This window comes from Micromonospora sp. NPDC050200 (genome assembly GCF_040656135.1).
GTDB lineage: Bacteria > Actinomycetota > Actinomycetes > Mycobacteriales > Micromonosporaceae > Micromonospora.
Genome location: NZ_JBFALG010000046.1, coordinates 1 through 18,912 on the forward strand (window position 1 = coordinate 1; position 18,912 = coordinate 18,912).

An 18,912-nucleotide genomic window follows, 5' to 3' on the forward strand; every position below is an offset into this window, starting at 1 on the left:
TGAAACGCCTGGTCAACCGCCAGATCCTGACCGAGACCGAACCCGGAATATTCGCCCTTGCCCCGAAAAGGACCTAACCTTCCGAACCGCCCTCTGAGACGGACGTGAACCGGCTCGCGATCACCATCAGGCGGCCGGGGCAACGGCTCCGCCGGTCTGCGATACCGCGTGCGTGCCGCCGTGCCGCTAGGCTATGTCCTTGACGCCGCATGGCTTGCAGGGGAGACGGACATGTCGCAGGGTCGAGCTGACCAGCCCGTGGAGGATGTGACCTCCAAGCTGGACACGACGGTGCCGCACTCGGCACGGGTGTGGAATTACTGGCTCGGCGGTAAGGACAACTTCGCCCAGGACCGGGCAGTCGGCGACCAGGTCCGGGCGGTCTTCCCGGAAATCGTCGAGGCGGCACAGTATTCGCGGGCGTTCCTGCGCCGGGCGGTGACTTATCTCGCCGCCGAGGCGGGCATTCGCCAGTTCCTCGACGTCGGTACCGGCCTGCCCACGGCCGACAACACCCACCAGGTCGCCCAGGAGATCACGCCGCAGGCGCGCATCGTCTACATCGACAACGACCCGATGGTTCTCGCGCATGCCCGGGTGCTGCTGACTAGCAGCCAGGAGGGCGCCACGCAGTACGTCGACGCCGACCTGCGTGACCCGGAAAAGATCGTCCAGGACGCCCGCGGAACACTGGACTTCACTGAGCCCATCGCGTTGATGATGCTTGGTGTCATGGGTCATGTCGAGGACCCGGCCGATGCCCGTGCCATCGTCGGCGCTCTGGTGTCGACCCTGCCGTCCGGCAGCTTCCTGGCGATGTCCGACGGCACGGCTACCAGCGAGCGGGTGATCGAGTCGCACCGGCAGTACAACAAGAGCGGCGCCGTGCCATATCACCTGCGCGAGGTCGCCGACTTCACGGCGTTCTTCGACGGCCTCGAACTCGTCGAGCCGGGTGTCGTGCCGCTCGGCCACTGGCGCCCGGACAACAGGCCAACAGCCGTCGTGGATGGCTACTGCGGGGTCGCCCGCAAACCCTGACGTGCGGGCGAGCCGGCCCGAGCCTGCCAGTACTCCGAAGCGCCTCGTCATTCGGCGCACGTCGCAGGCTCCGGCTGGCGGGCCGTCTCGGCGAGAACGCGGTCGGACGGTCGCTGCACCTTGCCCCTGGCGTTATAGGACGTATGCCCGTTCCGTGCCCGAGCCATCCACTCGGCTGCTGCGGCGGTCGGGAGCGCACTGGGAGCAGGCGGGAGCACTAGACACGACTCCTAGCGAAACCGACGTCCTGCTATTTTCGCCGCTCACAGCCCGTCAAGCATCGTTGCTCTGCCTGGTTGACCTCTTCGGGAAGACCGAAGTGGTCAGGGTTCGCTGCTCCCCGCCTGGCTGGTGCCGGCTGTCGTTTTGCGGCCCGCTGACGCCAGTCAAGAGGATCTTGTCGCATCGACGTATGGCTCTGGGCTCAGCCGTGCTGTTATCGGGATGGATCCCGAGAACTGAGACTCGAATCCCACCGGCAACCCTCTTGCCAGGGCCTCCTGCTCGATGATCTCTTCGGCGCGCCCGAAGAGATCAGGTTCAGGCGCTAGATGGTCGGCCGACGTCCTCATCTAGCCGATGAGCGAGCGCATCCTCCGAAGAGGCGTGCAGAGGAGCCGGTTGGCGTCTCGCGGGCCGTGCCGGTGCCTCGTGTCCACGGTGGTTCGGCCTCGTCCGCCGTGCGTGTGGTCCAGGTCCCTCTTCCCCCCGCGAGTGATCCGGTCCCCTCTCGAGGGGATGCGTGGGACTCGGCGTGGCTGCGATCTTGAAACAGCAACGCTAGGCATTGCCTACCGGATTGCGGGATGCACATGGCCATCCGCAACGATCAGCGTGGACAAGGAGATTTCCCTATGACCGCTCGCACCATCCTGAGGAAGCTGCACGGCCGGACGGCGGTGGGCGTGCCCCGCTGGGCCATGCTGGCCGCATACGCCGCCGCCCTGACCACGCTGCCCTCCACCATCTGGCGGATCACGGCCTTCGTCTTCGAGGCTCCGCTCGTGAAGCGCATGGACGCCCCGCCGCCCGGCCACGGTCCGATCCTGTTCGAAGGGGTCTGGTACATCATCACGCTCACCCTGGTCAGCGAGGTGCTGGCATTCCTCGCCCTCGGGCTGGTGTGCGAGTGGGGCGAGGTGTGGCCGAGGTGGATCCCGGGCCTGCGCGGCCGCCGGGTACCGACCCTCGCCGCCGTCATCCCCGCCAGCCTCGGCGCGACCGCCCTGCTGATCTTCCCGTACGCGCTGGCCATGATGGCCTCTGGCCGGATGCTCAACGGCAGCCCGAACACGCCGATCACAGAGGGCTGGCAGAGCGTCGCGATCTGGATCGCCTACCTGCCGCTGGTCGCCTGGGGACCGCTGCTCGGTATCTTGACCGTTCACTACCACCGGCGCCGCCGAGCTGCCCAGTCCGCCACCGCCGGGTCCCGAGAGGCCGAGGTCGCCCTGGCCGGATGACAGGCCCATCCGAAGAAAGCTCACAGCGTGCTCGATCATCTATCCGAATCACAATGCCCATGATTCGTGACAGCGGGCTGACGTCGTCCGTACATCGGCGGGTGCTGCTGGCCGCTGACAGATCAGCTAGCCGCAAGCCGCACGGCCCATCCTGATCTGCCGCCGATCGTACGCGCCCGGCGCCGGTCCACCGCCACACTCCGTGCGCCCGTCCCTGCTCGGCCAGCACGCACTCCTGCCGATAAGTGCCCGGCTGATCCTCAATCCTTGGCCGTGCCCTGGTGGTGGCGCTCGGCGAGTTGCTTCAGGTTCAGTAGCTGACGTCGAGCCATGATCAGGTCGCCGACGGACAGCCCGAGGGCGGCCCAGCGGGTTGTCTGCATGACGACCTTGAGCAGCAAGCGCGTGTCGTGGCTCTGGGGCACGAGGACGTAGGACATGAAGGCGCCCATGATGGTGCCCGTCAGCTGTTTCCCCGGGTCGACCGAGACGATTTTGCCCAGCTCCCGTCCGCCAGCAGTAGTGAATCCTTCTCCGACTTGTGGCTCGGGAAGGCCTACCAGCTCGCGAGGTGAGCGGCGGCCAAGGTTGTCGATCCAGTCATAGGAGTATGGCGCAAGCCTCACTTGTGCAACCCACGGCCACACCACGTCGGCAGACGCCTCGACGCGTACACCCCGCCACGCCTGTAGCGTGGGTGAGACGACAAAATCGTCGCACGGATAGCAGCGCAATATCTCGCTGTCGGTCACGCCCCACCGGTCACCGATCATGCATCCATTTTCCACCAACGCCCGGGATCCGGATCTGCCGCGATCCGCGCGCATCCGTCCGTGGTGCAGTGACCGAGCGTGGCCGGATGAAGCGACCGCCCCAGTGATGATGGCAGCCTTCAGGTCGACCGCCCCTGGTCCCGTCGGCATGTGGATCTTTGTACGTCGCGGCGTACCTACCTATGTACTCAGGCCCGTACGCGGACATGGGCTGCTCCGGATTTATCCGTAGCGGGGCCGGGGATCGGGGGAGCGGGGTGGGAGCAACCGGGTGCGTTGAACGGCAGTCAACTGCACTCAACGGCGCCGAATAGCGCTCAACGGCACCCGTGCCGACCTGCGGTTCTGTGTTTCCGCAGGTCAGAGTCGGTGCAGCGTCCTGCTTCACACCGAGTGCTGAGCTATATAGAGCAGCAGTCGATGGCGCTCTATGTCACCTGGTGGGGGAGTGTCCGCAGGTCAGGGCGGTAAGGAGCTGCTGGATGGCCTGGCCTTGCATGTGGGTGCAGATTGGGTGCAGGCGAAGTGGTCATCCCGCCCGAAGTGCTCACCGCAGTCGGACGCGGAACAGCGCGGTGACCTGCGGTGATGTGGGCGAGCAGGCCGGCGTGGCCTCCCAGAGAAGACCGAAGTGGTCAGGGTGGGCTGCTCCCCGCCTGGATGGTGCCGGCTGTCGTCCTGGGGCCCGCTGACGCCATTCACGAGGGCCACGCCGCATCGACGTACGGCTTTGGATGGCGCCGTGGTGGCATCGGTATGGATCCCGAGATCTGAGACTCAAATTCCACCGGCAACCTGCTGATCAGGGCTTCCTGCTCGGTGACCCCTTCGGCGGCTCCGAGGTGGTCAAGTGCCTCACCGACGGACGCAGCCAGCCGAGTTCGAGGGGTTACCACGGCCGGCGGCGACCGCCTACTGATCTCCGACATGGCTCTATGCCGTGCGCTCTCTACCTCCGAACGAGTGTCAGCGTCTCCGCAGCCAGGTTCACCCGCCTCGGCCTAAGTGAGCTTCCGGGAACTTCGGTTACCAGTTGCCGGTGCGGGCGAGTCGGCGTGACATTGTTATGATCATGGCGATGTGGATCATGGCTTCGTGGTGGTCGGGTTTGGTCTGGTAGTCGCGTACGCAGCGGCGATGCTTGCTGATCCAGGCGAGCGTTCTCTCTACCACCCACCTGTGGGGCGGGACGACGAAGCCCGGCTTGGTGCGTTTGACGATCTGGACAGTCAGGTGCAGGACGTTGCGGGCCCAGACGAGGAGTCGTCCGGTGTATCCGGCGTCGGCCCAGACCAGGGCGATGGTGGTGAAGCGTTCGCGGAGTCCGGCCGGTAGTCGGTGGGTGGCGTCGCGGTCTTGCAGTCCGGCCATCGTGACGATCACGGCCGGCAGCAGGTCGCCGGTGTCCACGGCGAGGTGCCGTTTCGTTCCGTTGATCTTCTTGCCGGCGTCGTATCCTCGGCCGGCTCGGGGCACGGTGTCCGCGCCGCGCACCGACTGGGAGTCGATGATCGCAGCGGTCGGTTGCGGGTCGCGGCCCTCATACACGCGGACCAGGTCGCGTAGCGCGTCATGGATGGCCTGCCACACGCCGGCCTTGGCCCAGACGCGGAACCGGTCGTAGACGGTGGTCGGTGGCGGGAACCCGACCGGCAGTTGCCGCCATGCGATCCCGCCCCGCACCAGGTAGAAGATCGCGTCCAGGACCAGGCGACGGGAATGCTTCTCCGGCCGCCCGCCCCGCCCACCGGTGTTGCCCGGCGCGGGCAGCAACGGCTCAATGATCGCCCACTGGGCATCGGTCAACGAGGACGACGGGTAGAACCCGCAGGTCGGCGGCGCTGACACGCCTGCCGGGTGGGCCGGGCATGACACACAGACACACGCAGGCGACAATGACACAACGAGCTCCTGGTGAACGGCTGGCCTAGACAACCGCCGAACTACCAGGAGCTCGCTCCATATCGATCCACCACACGCCGTGCTTCACCGCCTTGTGACCATGCACCCTGCCGAGTTCCCGGACGCTCACTAGATGGAGTGATGCGCGTCACGTCGTGTCATGTCTCGGTGTTCCGTGGTGTCTTGGGGACATGACTGAGCACAACACACGCCACAAGGTCGTCGTCATCGGCGGTGGTTATGCCGGAACGCTCGCGGCCAACCATCTGCGGATGCGTGCCGGCGTCGACATCACTCTGGTCAATCCCCGGCCGGACTTCGTCGAACGAGTGCGGCTGCACCAGTTCGTGGCCGGCACCGGCGACGCCACGGTCGACTACGGCAAACTGCTCGGCGAGGGCATCCAGTTGGTTGTCGACAGCGCCACGCGCATCGACACCGCCGCCAGCGCAGTGCAGTTGGCGTCGGGCCGCACGCTGAACTACGACTATGTCATCTACGCGGTCGGCAGCACCGCAGCGATACCGTCATCGGTGCCTGGCGTGGCCGAATTCGCTTTCCCCATCGCCGAGTTCGAGGCTGCGCGGCGGCTGCGCGCCAGGCTGGAGGGGTTGCCCGTCGATGCTCCGGTCACCGTGGTCGGCGGCGGACTGACCGGCATCGAGACGGCCGCCGAGCTGGCCGAGCAAGGACGTACGGTCACCCTGGTGTGTGGCGGAAACCTGGTGTCGTCATGGAGTTCGCCGGGTCGCCGATACGCCGCCAAGTGGCTGTCCCGGCACGGTGTCACCGTGCGCGAAGCTGACGTGGTAACCGAGGTTCGGCCGGATGCGATCGTCTTTGCCGACGGTATGGTGCGTTCGAGCGCACTGACCATCTGGGCGACCGGTTTCGGCGTGCCGGAGCTGGCGGCCGCGAGCGGGCTGCGCACCGACACGCTCGGCCGGGTGCTCACCGACGAGACGTTGACCAGTGTCGACGACGACCGGGTGGTCGCCGCCGGCGACGCCGCGGCACCGTCGGGCCAGCCGCTGCGGATGAGTTGCCAGGCCGCCGGGCCGCTGGGGGCCCAGGCCGCCAACACCGTGCTGAGCCACATCGCGGGGACCGAACCGGCGGTGATCAACCAGGCCCTCACGGGGTCGTGCGTCAGCCTCGGCCGGCACGCCGCCATGCGACAGCTCGCCCGCAAGGACGACACCGTGATGAACATCTACATCGGCGGCCGGCTGGGCGCCGCGATCAAGGAGCTGACCTGCAAGGTCGCGGTGTCGAGGATCCGTCGCGAGGCCCGCAAGCCGGGTTCCACGGGCTGGGTCAAGGGCGGTCGGCGGCTGGAGCAGCCGGCCTCCGCTGCGCGGGTGGTCACGTCCCCGTGACCACCGACGAGCATGCCGAGCGGTTCACCCTGTTGCGGCCGCTGCTGTTCACGATCGTCTACGAAATACTCGGCTCGGCCACCGAATCCGACGACGTGCTGCAGGACAGCTATCTGCGGTGGGCCGAGGTGGACCTCGCGACGGTGCGGGACACCAGGTCGTACCTGGCGCGGCTGGTGACCCGTCAGACGCTCAACGCATTGCGGGCGAGCGCGCGCCGTCGCGAGGACTACGTCGGCCCATGGCTGCCCGAACCGCTGTTGCTCGACGAGAACGACCCGTCTGCCGATATGGTGCTCGCCGAGTCGGTGTCGATGGCGATGCTGGTACTGCTCGAAACACTCACCCCCGATGAGCGTGCGGTGTTCGTGCTGCGCGAGGTGTTCGGCTTCGGCTACGACGAAATCGCCGCAGCGGTGGGCAAATCCGTGGCGACGGCGCATCAGGTGGCGCACCGCGCCCGCGAGCACGTGCAGGCGCGACGCAGGCGATTCCAGCCCGTCGACGCCACGAAGACCGCGCAGATCACCGAGCAGTTCATGACCGCGGCGGCCACCGGTGACATGGCAGGGCTGCTCTCCCTGCTCGCGCCGAACGTCACCTGGACCGCCGACAGTGGCGGCAAGGCCACCGCGGCGCGCCGGCCGGTGGTGGGCGCGCGGAAGGTGGCCGCCGTCCTCATGGACCTCTTCCGCACAGGACGGCAGATGCCGGGCATGCGGATCCAGATGGCCAACTGCAACAACGCGCCCGCGATGGTCGCCCACATCGGCGACCGCCCCGAAGGCGTCCTCCTGATCGAGATCATCGACGGGAAGATCACCAACTTCTACGCCATCCGCAACCCAGACAAACTCGTCGCGATGACGGTCCCGCGTCAGATCAGCCGGTAAGGAGCCGACAAGCCACAGCGAATTGGGTCACCATCGCGTATGTCCTGCGAAGGCTGAGCGACGCGGAGTTCGGCGGCGGTCTGGCTGAGAGTTGCCCTGATATCTACGCGCCTGCAGGTCCTGGCGCCGGAGGTTTCCCTGTGGGGTGACCGGTGGAGGCAAGGCTCAAGCAGCGGGGGGCCTTCGGCCGATCCGTGGCCGGGACAAGGTTGCCCGCCTGCTCGCCGGTGTCGCCCCCGCTTCGGCAAGGCTCTCAATGTCGTCTACCGCAGGGTCAACGGCGACTCATCGGCGCTGCTGTTCGCCGGTGACTCCCCCTTCGCCGTCGTCGTCCTCGACCTCACTTCGGACGGCAGCCAGGTGTGCGGCATCTACGCCGTCATCAATCCCGACAAGCTTTCCCACGTCGACTGAACACTGAGGAAACCCCATGTTGCGAAAAGTAATGACCTTGCCCAGTGGCAGGATTGCGAAATGGGCCATCGTGGCCATCTGGGTCGCCCTGATGGTGCCGGCCTTCATGCTGGCCGGCAACCTGGGCGACGTTGAGAAGAACGACAATTCGGCCTGGCTGCCCAGCAACGCGGAGGCGACCAAGGTCATCGACCAGGCCAAGAAGTTCCAGCCCGCCGAGACCCTGCCCGCGATCGTGATCTACGACCGGCCCGAGGGCGTCACCCCTGCCGACATGGCCAAGGCCCAAGCCGACGCCGAAGCCTTCAAGGGCATCGAAAACGTCGTGGGGCAGCCACAGGGCCCATTGAAGGCCCAGGACGGCAAGGCCATCCAGACCGTGGTCCAGGTTCACGACGGTAACGAGGGCTGGGACGGGGCCCACAAGGTCGTCGACGCGATGACCAAGATCGGCGAACAGAACGCCAACGGTCTCGGGTTCCACGTCACCGGACCGGCCGGTTACGCATCCGACTCGATAACGGCCTTCAGCGGAGGAGGCGCCCTGGGGGCGATCACCGCGTTGGTGGTGGTCGTCATCCTGCTGTTCACCTACCGCAGCCCGTTGCTGCCACTGCTGCCGCTGCTGACCGCGGGCGGCGCCCTGGTCACGGCGGAAGCGGTGATCTACCTGCTGGCGAAAAGCGCCGGGCTCACCGTCAACACGCAGACCAGCCTCATTTTGACCGTACTGGTGTTCGGCGCCGCCACCGACTACGCGCTACTGCTCATCTCGCGGTACCGGGAGGAGTTGCGGCGGCACGAGGACCGGCACGAGGCGATGGCGGAGGCCCTGTACCGCTCCAGTCCCGCGATCATCGCCAGCGCCGCGACCGTCGCTATCAGCCTGCTGGTGCTGCTGCTGGCCACCCTCAACTCCACAAAAGGGCTCGGCCCGGCCTGTGCCGTCGGTATCCTCGTCGGGCTGCTAGCCATGGTCACCCTGATGCCGGCCCTGCTGGTCATCTGCGGCCGCTGGATCTTCTGGCCGGTGAAGCCGTCGTACGGCTCGGCCGGGACAGCCAAGGACAGCATCTGGACGCGGGTCGGCACCGCCCTCTCCAGCCGGCCGCGGATCGTGTGGGTCGGCACCGCGCTCGTCCTCGGCGTCATGGCGATCGGGGTGACGGGGCTCAAGGCCGATGGGATCCCGAGCAAGGGCCAGTTCACCAACGAGCCGCAGGCGGTCGTCGGCGAGGAGATCCAGTCCAGGCACTTCCCGGCCGGGTCGGGAGACCCCATTTACGTCGTGGCCAAGGCTGCCTCGGCGGAGCAGGTCAAGAGCGTGCTGTCAGGCGTCCCAGGGATCGCCGACGTCGCGGCGCCGATGATCAAGGATGGTGAGGTCTTCGTTCTCGGGACGCTCAAGGACGCTCCCGGCAGCAAGGCCGCGATGCGCACCGTCGAGCAGGCCAGAACTGCGGTCCACAAGATCGAGGGTGCGGGTGCCCGGCTCGGCGGCAGCACGGCGATCGCACTCGATACACAACAGTCTGCCGCCCGCGACTCCAAGGTGATCATCCCCGTCGTACTGATCGTGGTTTTCCTCATCCTCGCGCTGCTACTGCGGGCGATCGTCGCACCGCTGCTGCTCATGGCGACGGTGGTGCTGTCGTTCGGAGCGGCCCTCGGCGTGAGCGCTCTGATGTTCAACCATGTGTTCGACTTCGCCGGGGCGGACGCGAACTTCCCGCTCCTGGTGTTCGTGTTCCTGGTCGCCCTGGGCATCGACTACAACATCTTCCTGGTCACCCGGGTGCGGGAAGAGGCACTGCTGCACGGCACCCGGCGCGGCGCGCGGACCGGACTGTCCGCCACCGGCGGTGTGATCACTTCGGCGGGTCTGGTACTGGCCGGTACCTTCGCGGCGCTGGGATCGCTGCCGTTGGTGTTCGCGGCGCAGCTAGGGTTCGCGGTCGCGTTCGGCGTGCTGCTGGACACCATGATCGTCCGCTCGGTGCTGGTCACCGCGCTAACCTTGGACGTGGGTCGATGGATGTGGTGGCCCAGCAAGCTGTTCAAGCACCACGACCCACAGCCGGCGGGCGAGCCCGACCCCGAACCCGCTCCCGCGGGCGCGGGCAGGTGACAACCTTCCGCCACGGGCCTTCTGGCGGCGGCCGGAAGGCCCCGGTTCTGGAGGCGACGCCGCTCGGGAAGGCCGGCCGTACGGTGCGCGGCCACGACCGTGTCCGGCCGCGACCGGACCGCTGGGAACTCCAGATACGCGTCCAGCAGCGCTAGCCCGAACCGCACGACCAGATCACCAGCCGCATTCAGGGACCGCCGCAGACGCAGATCCCCCAAGACATACAGGAACCTCTCTGCCCGAGCCGCCAGCATCAACCGGCTGTGGATCAACAAATACCTGCATATCAAGCGGAAGCGGATACCGAGCAGATGCCACGGCGGGGTGGTGCGCAGCAACCCCACCATGACTCCGATTAAGGCGCTCAAGCCGGTTTCGTGGGCCAACTCCGGCCTTCACAGTGCTGTCAGGTTCAACCAAGGTGGGGCCGCCTCAGGTCGTCCAGGTGAGACCACGACAGCCGTCACACCACATCAGCGTCGCGCGAGTGCACGACACCTGTCGCGCACTCGCGCCCGGCAGGCGGCGGCACCGCTGCCAGCCGAAGCGCGCGGCGCGCTCACTGACCCGGCAGGACGCCACCGCCGCACCGGCACCGGACCTGATCAGGCGGAACTTCACCGCCGACGCCCCCGGACAACGCCTCGTCGGGGACATCACCTATCTGCCCACCGCCGAAGGCTGGCTCTACCTGGCCACCACCATCGACCTGCACACCCGCGAAGTCGTCGGACACGCCATGGCCGCGCACATGCGCGCCGAACTCGTCGCCGACGCCGTCACCCTCGCCCACCGACGCGGCCTGGTCGCCCCGCAAGCGATCTTCCACTCCGACCGCGGATCCCAGGGCAATACACCTCCACCGAGTTCCGCACCACCCTGACCAGCCTCAACATGCGGTCGCCAATGGGACGGGTTGGCTCCTGCTACGACAACGCAGTCGCAGAATCGTTCTTCGCCACCCTCAAAGCCGAGATCGGCACCCGCGTCTGGGCCACCCGAGCCGACGCCCGACGAGATGTCTTCGCCTACCTCACCTACCACAACCACAACCGCCCACACTCGACACTCAACCATCGCACACCCCACGAAACCGCGCCTGCTACCGTCAAAACCACGCCCTCGCGGCATGAAACCCCGGTGTCCGGTCCCAGGGTGGAACCTCACCACCAAACGACAGACGTATAGCCGGGCGGATCTCGACCTGCACCGCAAGCGAGTCCTGCTGGACTGACAGGGTCACTCCGATCACGAGAAGTGGGCCAGATCCTGGATTGAGGCGGCGTTGACACCACAGATCTGATGGCGGTTGCCACCCGCGCGGGGCCTACTACGGACCGTCGATCGGACCGGCTCGGCGTTGCGATACCGTCAAGGCGCCCACACCGGCGTCGAGCAGTCCGCGTTTGCCGGCTGGCGATGCTCCGCAGGGCGCCCGACGAATCCAGGGAGATACCGATGCCGGAGCCCGAGCCCGTTCAAGGCGCCCACGCCGAGGACGCGGACACGCCAACCACGACCGAGACCGAGACCGACGACCCTGCCGCTTACGCAAATCGGGCCGCCCGACGCGCGAAGGGCAAGGTTGCCTCGCCTCAACCGCATGGAAAGGGTCAACGCCTCGGCGGCCGGGGCTCGGTCCAGAGCCCGCGCCAGTGGGGTAACCGCCGAAGCGGCTGACCCGTTGGTGGAGCATTCGTCGGCACATGGCTCCCGTTGCCGTGGCGATGATGGCGGGGCAGCAGGGCTGGTGTAGTCAAGGTCCGCCAGCGAGACGGCCCTGCGGGCTTGAGATCCATAGGACGTCGGGATGGCGAAATTGCAGCTGCGTGAGGCGGTAGACAACCGATGCTTTCATCTGGGCGACGTCGCTGGCGAGACCCGCCGGGGCTGACAGGATGGCGACGTGTTGGCTGAACTCGATAGACGGCTGGTTGTGGCGCCGATGGCTGGCGGACCGTCCACCCCGGCGTTGGTCACGGCCGCCTCGCGTGCTGGTGCCGTAGGTTTCCTTCCGGCGGGCTACCAGTCGCCGGAGGCGGTGGAGGCCGCAGTGCGGACAGTGGCCGCGGCCTCGGTGCCGTACGGGCTGAACATCTTCGTGCCGTTTCCGCCGATCGCCGACCCAGGGCCGATCGAGCGGTACCGGCGGGCGTTGGCTGGCGAGGCCGAGCGGTACGGCGTCGAACTGCCGGCCGTGCGAACCTACGACGACGACAGCTTCGCAGCCAAGGTCGAGCTGGCCGTGGCCCTCGCGCCGCCGTTCGTCAGCTTCACTTTCGGGGTGCCCGATCGGGCGGTGGTGGTCGCCCTGCGTGCGGCGGGCGTGACGGTGCTCATCACAGTGACGAGTGTGGCCGAGGCGCTCGCTGCAGTCACCGCCGGGCCGGACGCGCTGGTCGTCCAGTCCGGTGCCGCAGGCGGGCATGCCTCGACGACGCGCCCGGCCGAGCACCGCGGCGACACCGAGGTGGGGTCGTTGGTGTGGGCCGTCCGGTCCGCGGTAGACCTGCCGCTCGTGGCCGCCGGCGGGATCAGCTCGCCAGCGGCGGTGGCGGCGGCGCTCGCCGCCGGGGCCACCGCGGTCCAGGCCGGCACGGCGTTCCTGCTGGCTGACGAGGCGGGCACCCGGCCGGCGCAGCGGGCCGCCATGACGTCCGGGCGGTACCGCGACACGGTGGTCACCCGGGCCTTCACCGGCCAGCCCGCACGGGCGCTGCGCAACCGGTTCACCGAGCAGTACGGCGACATCGCGCCACTGGGGTACCCGGCGGTCCACCACCTGACCGCTCCCATACGCGCCGCCGCGGCGGCCACAGGTGATGCCGAGGCCCTGAACCTGTGGGCCGGCACCAAACACGTCTCAGCTCGGCCCGCTCCTACCGCCCAAATCATCGACAGCCTCATACCGTGAACGTTGACGGGCAGGCCACACCCCACTCCACGGAGTGGACGAAGGCCGACGTGATGGCTGGGAGGCGAGGGCGGGACGCCGACAGCAAGCCATGAGCCGGCAAGATCGTCGGGCATGTTGCCGCACTTTCCGCTACCTGCTGGTGTTCTGTCTCGAAAATAGATAGCCGGTTGGTGTGATGCTGGTCGTGAGTCGTGCCGCGGCACCGTTGGTGCTTGATCCTGGCCAGCGTGAACTGCTGGATTCTCTGGCGAAGTCGCGGACCGCGGAGCACCGCCTGGTCCAGCGGGCGCAGGTGCTGCTGCACGCGGCCGACGGCGCCTCCCGGCTGGCCCCCTCTCGGGTGGCGTCAGATGCCGTCAGCCTGATCGGGCGAAGAGAAACCATGATCACGAGCATGCCGGCTCGCCGCATTAGGCGGATGAGCTGCCGTACTCATCCTGTGAGCACCAGGCCTCCGGCCACAGGCTCCCCTCGTGTGGAGCTGGCCCCTGCCGGTGTAGGCCCACCAGAAGCTGCGTGTTCTCGCACGGGACTCAACCTCACCGTACGAAACGTCACCACGCACACCCGGCATGAGCTCACTGAACAGGAAGGCATGAAGCGGCTCGCGGCCTATAGCTACCTGGCCCGACTGCTCGACAAGTCCGAGATTCGTCGTGCTGAGAGCATGACGGACGGCTGAGCGCAGCCCTCGCTGGCCATGCGGTCAGGGCGGCCTCGCTGCAGGGGCGGTACGGAATGCGGTGGCCCCGGTCAGGCCCATCCTCGGCGCCGCCGGTCACGGTCTCGACGCCGAGCCTCCCGATGATCGACGAGTCGAGAATTTGTGCGCCATTCGCTGGTGCCTATCGCTGGACGAGGGTCTGGCCGCACACTATTCGTATGGCTACCGCTACAGCCGCGCGGGTCCGTACGGTAACGGGGGCTGCCGTGCTCACCGCCCTGGTCCTGGTTATCGCCTTCGGCAACGCGGCCTACAGCGACTGGGCGAGGGACCATACATCGAACGACGCGTGGGGCTTCTTTCTGAAGCAGTTGGCGTGGCCGGCCTGGTCGTTCAGCTCGGATGATTCGATCCGGACCATCCTCGCCAACGATGTCAAGGCAATCCTGGTTGTGGTGCTCACCGGCGTCTTCGTCTCCCTGATGGCCGACCCGTCGCCATCCCGCAGCGCGAGGCTGTTTTTCTCGAGCTGGGGCGCCTATGTGTTCGCTGCGGCGTTCGCCGGCCTGCTGGCCGCGTTCATCCAGGCCGACGCCAGCCTCCGCGGTGCGATCGACTGGGCCGCCGGCGGGGGGATCTACGGGTTGTTCGTCGGTTGGGTGCTGGCCATCGTCGTCTTCGCCTCCCGGCACTGACCCCCGTTCCGCGTCGGTGATCACGCCTTCGGTGAGGCGGCGAGCCGCATCGCGTCGAGGATCGCCTCGTTGGGGGGAAGCCGTTGCCCTGGGTCTCCCGACCTCAGCTACCTGACGACGTCCGCGTTGACCATCGACAGCGACGTTAGGCGTCGCCGTGGGTGACGATCAGGTATGGCTCCTCGGCCGCGCGGACTTGCATCTGTAGCGCCACCACGAGGAGGAGGAGCCACGTGCTTGAGGCGAGGTTTGCCCGGTCGCCGGCTGCGGGTATCATCTTCGCGCCGTCTGTTCCGCCCTCGAAGGGCGCCCCACCGATGATGGGGGAGCAGGATGGGAGCAGCGGGGTGCACTGAACGGCCCGCACCCAACGGCGCTCAACTGCACTGAACGGCACCGATCCCTACCTGCGGTCTTCCGTTTCAGCAGCTCAGGGGCGACGCAGCGTCCCGGTTCACAAACTGCACTCAACGGCAGCGAACAGCAGTCAACGGTAGTCTATGCCGCCTGGTAGGGGAGTATCCGCAGGTCAGGGTGAGGACCAGCCCGACCAGAGTCTTGTCCAGCTCGATGGCGTAGACCTCCCAGGCGTACTCCACGTACTCCTCGGCGGTGCCGTCGCACAGAATGTCGAGCAGCCAGGCCCCGTCAGGATCCGGCACCGGCTGGAGACATGCTGAACGGTCAGTGCGGTGCGTCTATTTCGTCGGCTGTAGAGGGCCGGCGGCGCGAAACCCGATCGTCACGATCGGTCTTCGGGGCGTCCAGCCACAACATACCCACGGGCCTGCCCGTGCACCTTCTGCACACCGGGAGTTGTCCGGCGCATCACGCCCGCAGCTGCGTGGCCCGGCCCCGCCGGTCGTCCACCTGGTCGCGTCGTGGCTTGAGCACGCTCGTCAGGTGAAGCTGCGCGTCTTCCGGAGCGCTGCTCACCGGCACCTTGTAGGTCGCCACCCGCTCCAGCCAGTCATGGGGCACGTGGCCCCGGTCCGGATCGCCGACGAGGACCCGACCGCCCTTCGCCGCGACACGGGCGAGGAACGGCAGCATCCGGGCCGCCACAGACGGGTGGTAGAGCGCATCACCGGTCAACACCACATCCACGCCGTCACCGTCGCCGTCAAGCAGGTCACTCGACGACAGGGTCAGGTCGACGCCGTTGGCGTGGGCGTTGGCACTGATTGCCGCGATCGAGTAGGGGTCGATGTCGTTGGCGGTGACACCGGCGGCGCCCGCCAGCGCCGCGGCGATGGCGACCAGTCCGGATCCGGAGGCGACGTCGAGGACATGGAGACCGGCCACCGTGTCCGGGTGATCGAGGATGTAACGCGCGAGAGCCTGTCCGCCGGTCCAGGCCGACGCCCAGAACGGCGGCGGGAGGACGTGCCCCGCCTCGGCTTCGAGTCGGGCCCAGAGGACGATCGCGTCCTCGGCCATGACCAGTCGCACCTCTGGCACCAGCGGCACCGGGGCCAGCCGGAGCCGATCGATGCTGGCTGTCCCGGTCGCGCGCTCGGGGGCGGACAGCGCGTACAACACCAGCGGTTCGAGGCCGGGCACCGTGGCGTCGGAACGGACCATTATTCGCCGGTCCGTGGTCTCAGCCGCCGCCGTGGCGACGGGCGAGGCCTCGCCGCCACGGCTCCGCGGAGTCAACGTCAGACCAGACGGATGTTAGCGGCCTGAAGCCCCTTCTGGCCCTGCTCGACGTCGAACTCGACCCGCTGATTCTCGTCCAGGCTGCGGAACCCGCTCGATGAGATGGCGGAGAAGTGGGCGAAGACGTCAGCGCCGCCGTCATCCTGCGTGATGAAGCCGAAACCCTTGTCCGCGTTGAACCACTTGACTGTACCGAATGCCATGTCTTCTCCTCTGATGTAGCTGATGGAGCCACTTACGGCCCCGGTTGTCGCCGCTGCTCGTCCGGAAGAACCGGCAGAACAAAAAGCGCCCGGCGGGTTAGATACCCACCAGGCGCTGGCAAAGTATGCGACAAACCAAAGCTTGCAACCCGCACGCTAGCACGGGCGCGCCGCCCGCGGTGTCTTGGCTGTCAGCACTGACCACGCCGGCTACCAACCCGCGTGCCGGAAGAGAACGCCGCCGCGCCCTGCGGCAACGGACATGGTTTCCACGGCACTCGTTCGGCGACCTCTTTTCGAGCCTGTTCGGCGCCGCGCTGGCGGTCACGCGGCCGTCGCTACGCGGCGGGCCGGGCGCCCCGTGGCGCTGTGGCGTCGTCCGCTATGCGGCGCCGTCGGCGCCATGGGAGGCGTCACGAGGCGGGGCGGCGTGCCGCCATAAAGTCTCCAACGTGGGAATGGGTCGCCCTGCCCGGCGCTGACCGATCGGTCGCGGCGCGTGGTGGTCGACGTCAGATGCAGGCCGTGGTCGGAACCGGCGGAGTGCTTGATCATTCTACTGGCACCCGGCCCAAGCCGTACACGATGGTCGTTTTGGGTTAGGGTTTGGCGGGCCGAGCGAAACGATCCGACGCTGCCCCGGCGGGCGGCCGGATCCACCCCGCTCATCTTCCGCACCCGACTTGCATGTGTGAGCGGGTGAGTCGCGCGTTGACGCGCAAACTTTGGAGCAGCTGTTGACTGATGTAACCACGCATGACTCAAGTCCATTCCGTGAAGCACCGGGAGCAGATGCGCCTTTCGACCACACACCTGCCGTCGACGTGAGTTCGGCTGCGATGACTCGGCTGCGCACCCCGTTCGATGCCGAGGGCGACGCCGACCGGCAGCCGGCGGCCGTGCCCATCGCTGCTCGCTAGGCCATCACGACGCCACGGAGCGCAGCCGGCAAGGGCTACCACGCGTGCTCGGTTCGACGCGTCACAGGTACCGAGGCCCTGTGCAGGTGGATCAGCACGTCTCCACGACCCGACCGCCGGATGGGGCGGTGGCGGTGGACCGCCCGCTCGGCCTTGCCCGCATTCATCGTCGCGTCGGCCATCCGGCTGCGTTGCGTTGACCGTTGACATGGTCGGGGCAGACTTGAGCTGTGAAGGGGAACCTCAACACACGCCGGAACCTGTCCAGGTCCCCGACCCATCTGCCGCAGCACGATCATGCTCACCTTCAGAAAAGAACACGCGAGGGCAAGATCTCACAAAACTCCCTCATAGGAGTCGGGCGGCCGACCAGGCGCGGGCGAGCCCGAATTCGGCTACGCCGCAGAGGAGATCGTGAAGGGTCTCCTCGCTGACTCCGGCGGCCCTGGCGAGCTGGGCGTGGAGCTGGAAGGACTCCCCGAGTGTCTGGTAGAAGACATCAACGACCAGGCATGCGAGCGCTCGTTCGCGGACGCTGAGATAGGGGCGGGCCCATCGCTGGGCGAGTTGCTGCTCGCTGAAGTCGGCAAGTCCAGGGGCGGCGGCTTTCAGGCTCTGTACGATTCCGGCCAGCGTGCCGTCCAACGCGCCGACCTTCAGCGGCTGGTGATCCCTCGCCTCGGGCAGGCCCAGCTCGGTCAGGCGCTGAAAGGCGGTTACCAGGATGGGGTAGCCCACGTACGGTGCCAGATGCCGGTAGAGCTCCCTGATCGATTCGGGGTCGACCCCGCTGGTCAACGCCATTTGAACGTGCATGGCCAGCGGGGTTCCCAGGTGCGGGTGGCACAGGTCGGCGGTCAGGCAGATGAAGGCCTTCTCACGCATGGTCAGGTTCGGCTGGCCCCACAGGTTGTGGCCCGCGCTCAGGGCCATCTGCGCGAAGACGGGGTCGAGCTGGGCGAGGCCGTCGGCTCCGGCGAGTTGCTGCTGCGTCATTGTGGTCTCCTCAGGGAGCGCTGTTGTTCAGGACAGGCCGAGTGCGCGCATGCGCAGGGTGTCGAGTGCGCGCTGGGGCAGCCAGCGGCCGAGGGTGCTCATCAGCCGGGAGCCCTTGCCCACTGGGTAGCGGACGCGGGGGCGGCGTGCGGTCAGGGCGTGCAGGACGGCGCGAGCGACCACGTCGGGGCTGGAGCCGGCGCGCTCCTGCTTGAGGCCGGCGGCGACCATGGTCCGATAGGCATCGCCGTACAGTCGCCTGCCCTGCTCGCCAAGCGAGGCCAGGCGCGGCTCGACCTCGCCTTCGAGCTTGTCGACGGCGTCGGTGTGGATGGAGCCGGGCTCGATGAGGATCGCCTCGATCCCCCACGGCTTGACCTCCATGCGCAGCGCGTCGTTGAGCGAGCGGATGGCGTGCTTGGAGGAGCACAGCGGGCCGCCGAAGGGCAGGGTGATCCAGCTGCCCACCGAGCCGACGGTGACCACGCGGCCGCGCGAGGCGCGCAGCAGGGGCAGCATGGCCTGGGTGACCGCTACCTGGCCGAACACGTTGACCTCGTACTGCCAACGCAGCGCGTCCAGTGGAGCGAACTCCATCGGTCCGGTGACGCCGATGCCGGCGTTGTTCACCAGCGCGTTTAGGTGGCTGATGCGCTCGACGGCGCCGGCGATCTGGTCAGGGTTGGTGACATCGAGCGTGATCGGGGTGACGGTGGGGCCGAGCGCTTCCCCGTCGGCGTCCTTGCGCACTCCGGCGTAGACGGTGAACCCCTTGCGCGCCAACAGCAAGGCGGTGGCCCGGCCGATTCCGGTGGAGGCGCCGGTGACCAGCACAGTCTTGGACATCTTTGGCCCCTTCGAT

General features: G+C 67.5%; 17 protein-coding genes. 10 read left to right on the top strand and 7 right to left on the bottom strand.

Going from position 1 to position 18,912, the window contains the following annotated elements; translation table 11 throughout:
• Nucleotides 1–231 precede the first annotated feature (231 nt).
• Together AB0I41_RS25445 and AB0I41_RS25450 are read left to right on the top strand one after the other, a co-directional pair.
• Nucleotides 232–1,041, top strand: coding sequence for an SAM-dependent methyltransferase (locus tag AB0I41_RS25445; RefSeq protein ID WP_357112343.1), 810 nt, complete (start codon nt 232–234; stop codon nt 1,039–1,041).
• A gap of 854 nt (nt 1,042–1,895) precedes the next feature.
• A complete protein-coding gene (locus tag AB0I41_RS25450) occupies nt 1,896–2,504 on the top strand; it encodes a hypothetical protein (protein ID WP_357112345.1) in 609 nt (202 codons plus the stop codon).
• A gap of 260 nt (nt 2,505–2,764) precedes the next feature.
• On the opposite strand, the gene AB0I41_RS25455 is transcribed toward AB0I41_RS25450, so the two are convergent.
• Both AB0I41_RS25455 and AB0I41_RS25460 read right to left on the bottom strand, forming a co-directional pair.
• The gene (locus AB0I41_RS25455; protein WP_357112348.1) at nt 2,765–3,277 is read right to left on the bottom strand and encodes a polyketide cyclase; all 513 of its coding nucleotides are present in this window, start codon (nt 3,275–3,277) and stop codon (nt 2,765–2,767) included.
• 1,026 nt (nt 3,278–4,303) lie between these two features.
• Complete coding sequence (locus tag AB0I41_RS25460) at nt 4,304–5,125, bottom strand: IS5 family transposase (protein WP_357112350.1); 822 nt, start codon at nt 5,123–5,125, stop codon at nt 4,304–4,306.
• 209 nt (nt 5,126–5,334) lie between these two features.
• On the opposite strand from AB0I41_RS25460, the gene AB0I41_RS25465 reads away from it, so the two are divergent.
• Nucleotides 5,335–6,558 carry an FAD-dependent oxidoreductase gene (locus AB0I41_RS25465; RefSeq protein WP_357112354.1) on the top strand — a complete coding sequence of 408 codons (1,224 nt, stop codon included), beginning with the start codon at nt 5,335–5,337 and terminating at the stop codon, nt 6,556–6,558.
• A complete protein-coding gene (locus AB0I41_RS25470) occupies nt 6,555–7,451 on the top strand; it encodes an RNA polymerase sigma-70 factor (RefSeq protein ID WP_357112357.1) in 897 nt (298 codons plus the stop codon). The genes AB0I41_RS25465 and AB0I41_RS25470 overlap by 4 nt, the downstream gene beginning before the upstream one ends.
• Nucleotides 7,452–7,736: 285 nt before the next feature.
• Here AB0I41_RS25470 and AB0I41_RS25475 read toward each other — a convergent pair whose 3' ends face one another.
• Nucleotides 7,737–7,973 carry a hypothetical protein gene (locus AB0I41_RS25475; RefSeq protein ID WP_357112360.1) on the bottom strand — a complete coding sequence of 79 codons (237 nt, stop codon included), beginning with the start codon at nt 7,971–7,973 and terminating at the stop codon, nt 7,737–7,739.
• Between AB0I41_RS25475 and AB0I41_RS25480 the strand changes: the two genes are divergently transcribed.
• From AB0I41_RS25480 to AB0I41_RS25505, 6 genes are all read left to right on the top strand, one after another.
• Nucleotides 7,972–9,993, top strand: a complete 2,022-nt coding sequence (locus AB0I41_RS25480; RefSeq protein ID WP_357112363.1) for an MMPL family transporter — start codon at nt 7,972–7,974, stop codon at nt 9,991–9,993. The genes AB0I41_RS25475 and AB0I41_RS25480 overlap by 2 nt on opposite strands.
• A 487-nt stretch (nt 9,994–10,480) precedes the next feature.
• Entirely contained in the window at nt 10,481–10,876 is a 396-nt protein-coding gene (locus tag AB0I41_RS25485) for a DDE-type integrase/transposase/recombinase (RefSeq protein WP_357112365.1), read from the top strand.
• Nucleotides 10,877–10,899: 23 nt separating this feature from the next.
• Nucleotides 10,900–11,181 (top strand): integrase core domain-containing protein, encoded by a 282-nt coding sequence (locus AB0I41_RS25490; RefSeq protein WP_357112367.1) that lies wholly within the window; start codon nt 10,900–10,902, stop codon nt 11,179–11,181.
• Nucleotides 11,182–11,899: 718 nt separating this feature from the next.
• The gene (locus tag AB0I41_RS25495) at nt 11,900–12,907 is read left to right on the top strand and encodes a nitronate monooxygenase (protein ID WP_357112369.1); all 1,008 of its coding nucleotides are present in this window, start codon (nt 11,900–11,902) and stop codon (nt 12,905–12,907) included.
• Between the two features lie 175 nt (nt 12,908–13,082).
• On the top strand, nt 13,083–13,592 hold the full coding sequence (locus tag AB0I41_RS25500; protein ID WP_357112372.1) for a hypothetical protein: 510 nt from the start codon (nt 13,083–13,085) through the stop codon (nt 13,590–13,592).
• Nucleotides 13,593–13,840: 248 nt separating this feature from the next.
• Nucleotides 13,841–14,269: a hypothetical protein gene (locus AB0I41_RS25505; protein ID WP_357112375.1), complete on the top strand. Its 429-nt coding sequence runs from the start codon at nt 13,841–13,843 to the stop codon at nt 14,267–14,269.
• A gap of 828 nt (nt 14,270–15,097) precedes the next feature.
• On the opposite strand, the gene AB0I41_RS25510 is transcribed toward AB0I41_RS25505, so the two are convergent.
• The 4 genes from AB0I41_RS25510 to AB0I41_RS25525 form a co-directional block, all read right to left on the bottom strand.
• Entirely contained in the window at nt 15,098–15,928 is an 831-nt protein-coding gene (locus AB0I41_RS25510; RefSeq protein ID WP_357112379.1) for a 50S ribosomal protein L11 methyltransferase, read from the bottom strand.
• A 2-nt stretch (nt 15,929–15,930) separates the two neighbouring features.
• On the bottom strand, nt 15,931–16,134 hold the full coding sequence (locus tag AB0I41_RS25515; protein WP_107078210.1) for a cold-shock protein: 204 nt from the start codon (nt 16,132–16,134) through the stop codon (nt 15,931–15,933).
• Nucleotides 16,135–17,402: 1,268 nt separating this feature from the next.
• Nucleotides 17,403–18,050: a carboxymuconolactone decarboxylase family protein gene (locus tag AB0I41_RS25520; protein ID WP_357112383.1), complete on the bottom strand. Its 648-nt coding sequence runs from the start codon at nt 18,048–18,050 to the stop codon at nt 17,403–17,405.
• Nucleotides 18,051–18,077: 27 nt separating this feature from the next.
• Nucleotides 18,078–18,896 carry an SDR family oxidoreductase gene (locus AB0I41_RS25525; RefSeq protein WP_357112386.1) on the bottom strand — a complete coding sequence of 273 codons (819 nt, stop codon included), beginning with the start codon at nt 18,894–18,896 and terminating at the stop codon, nt 18,078–18,080.
• Nucleotides 18,897–18,912 lie beyond the last annotated feature (16 nt).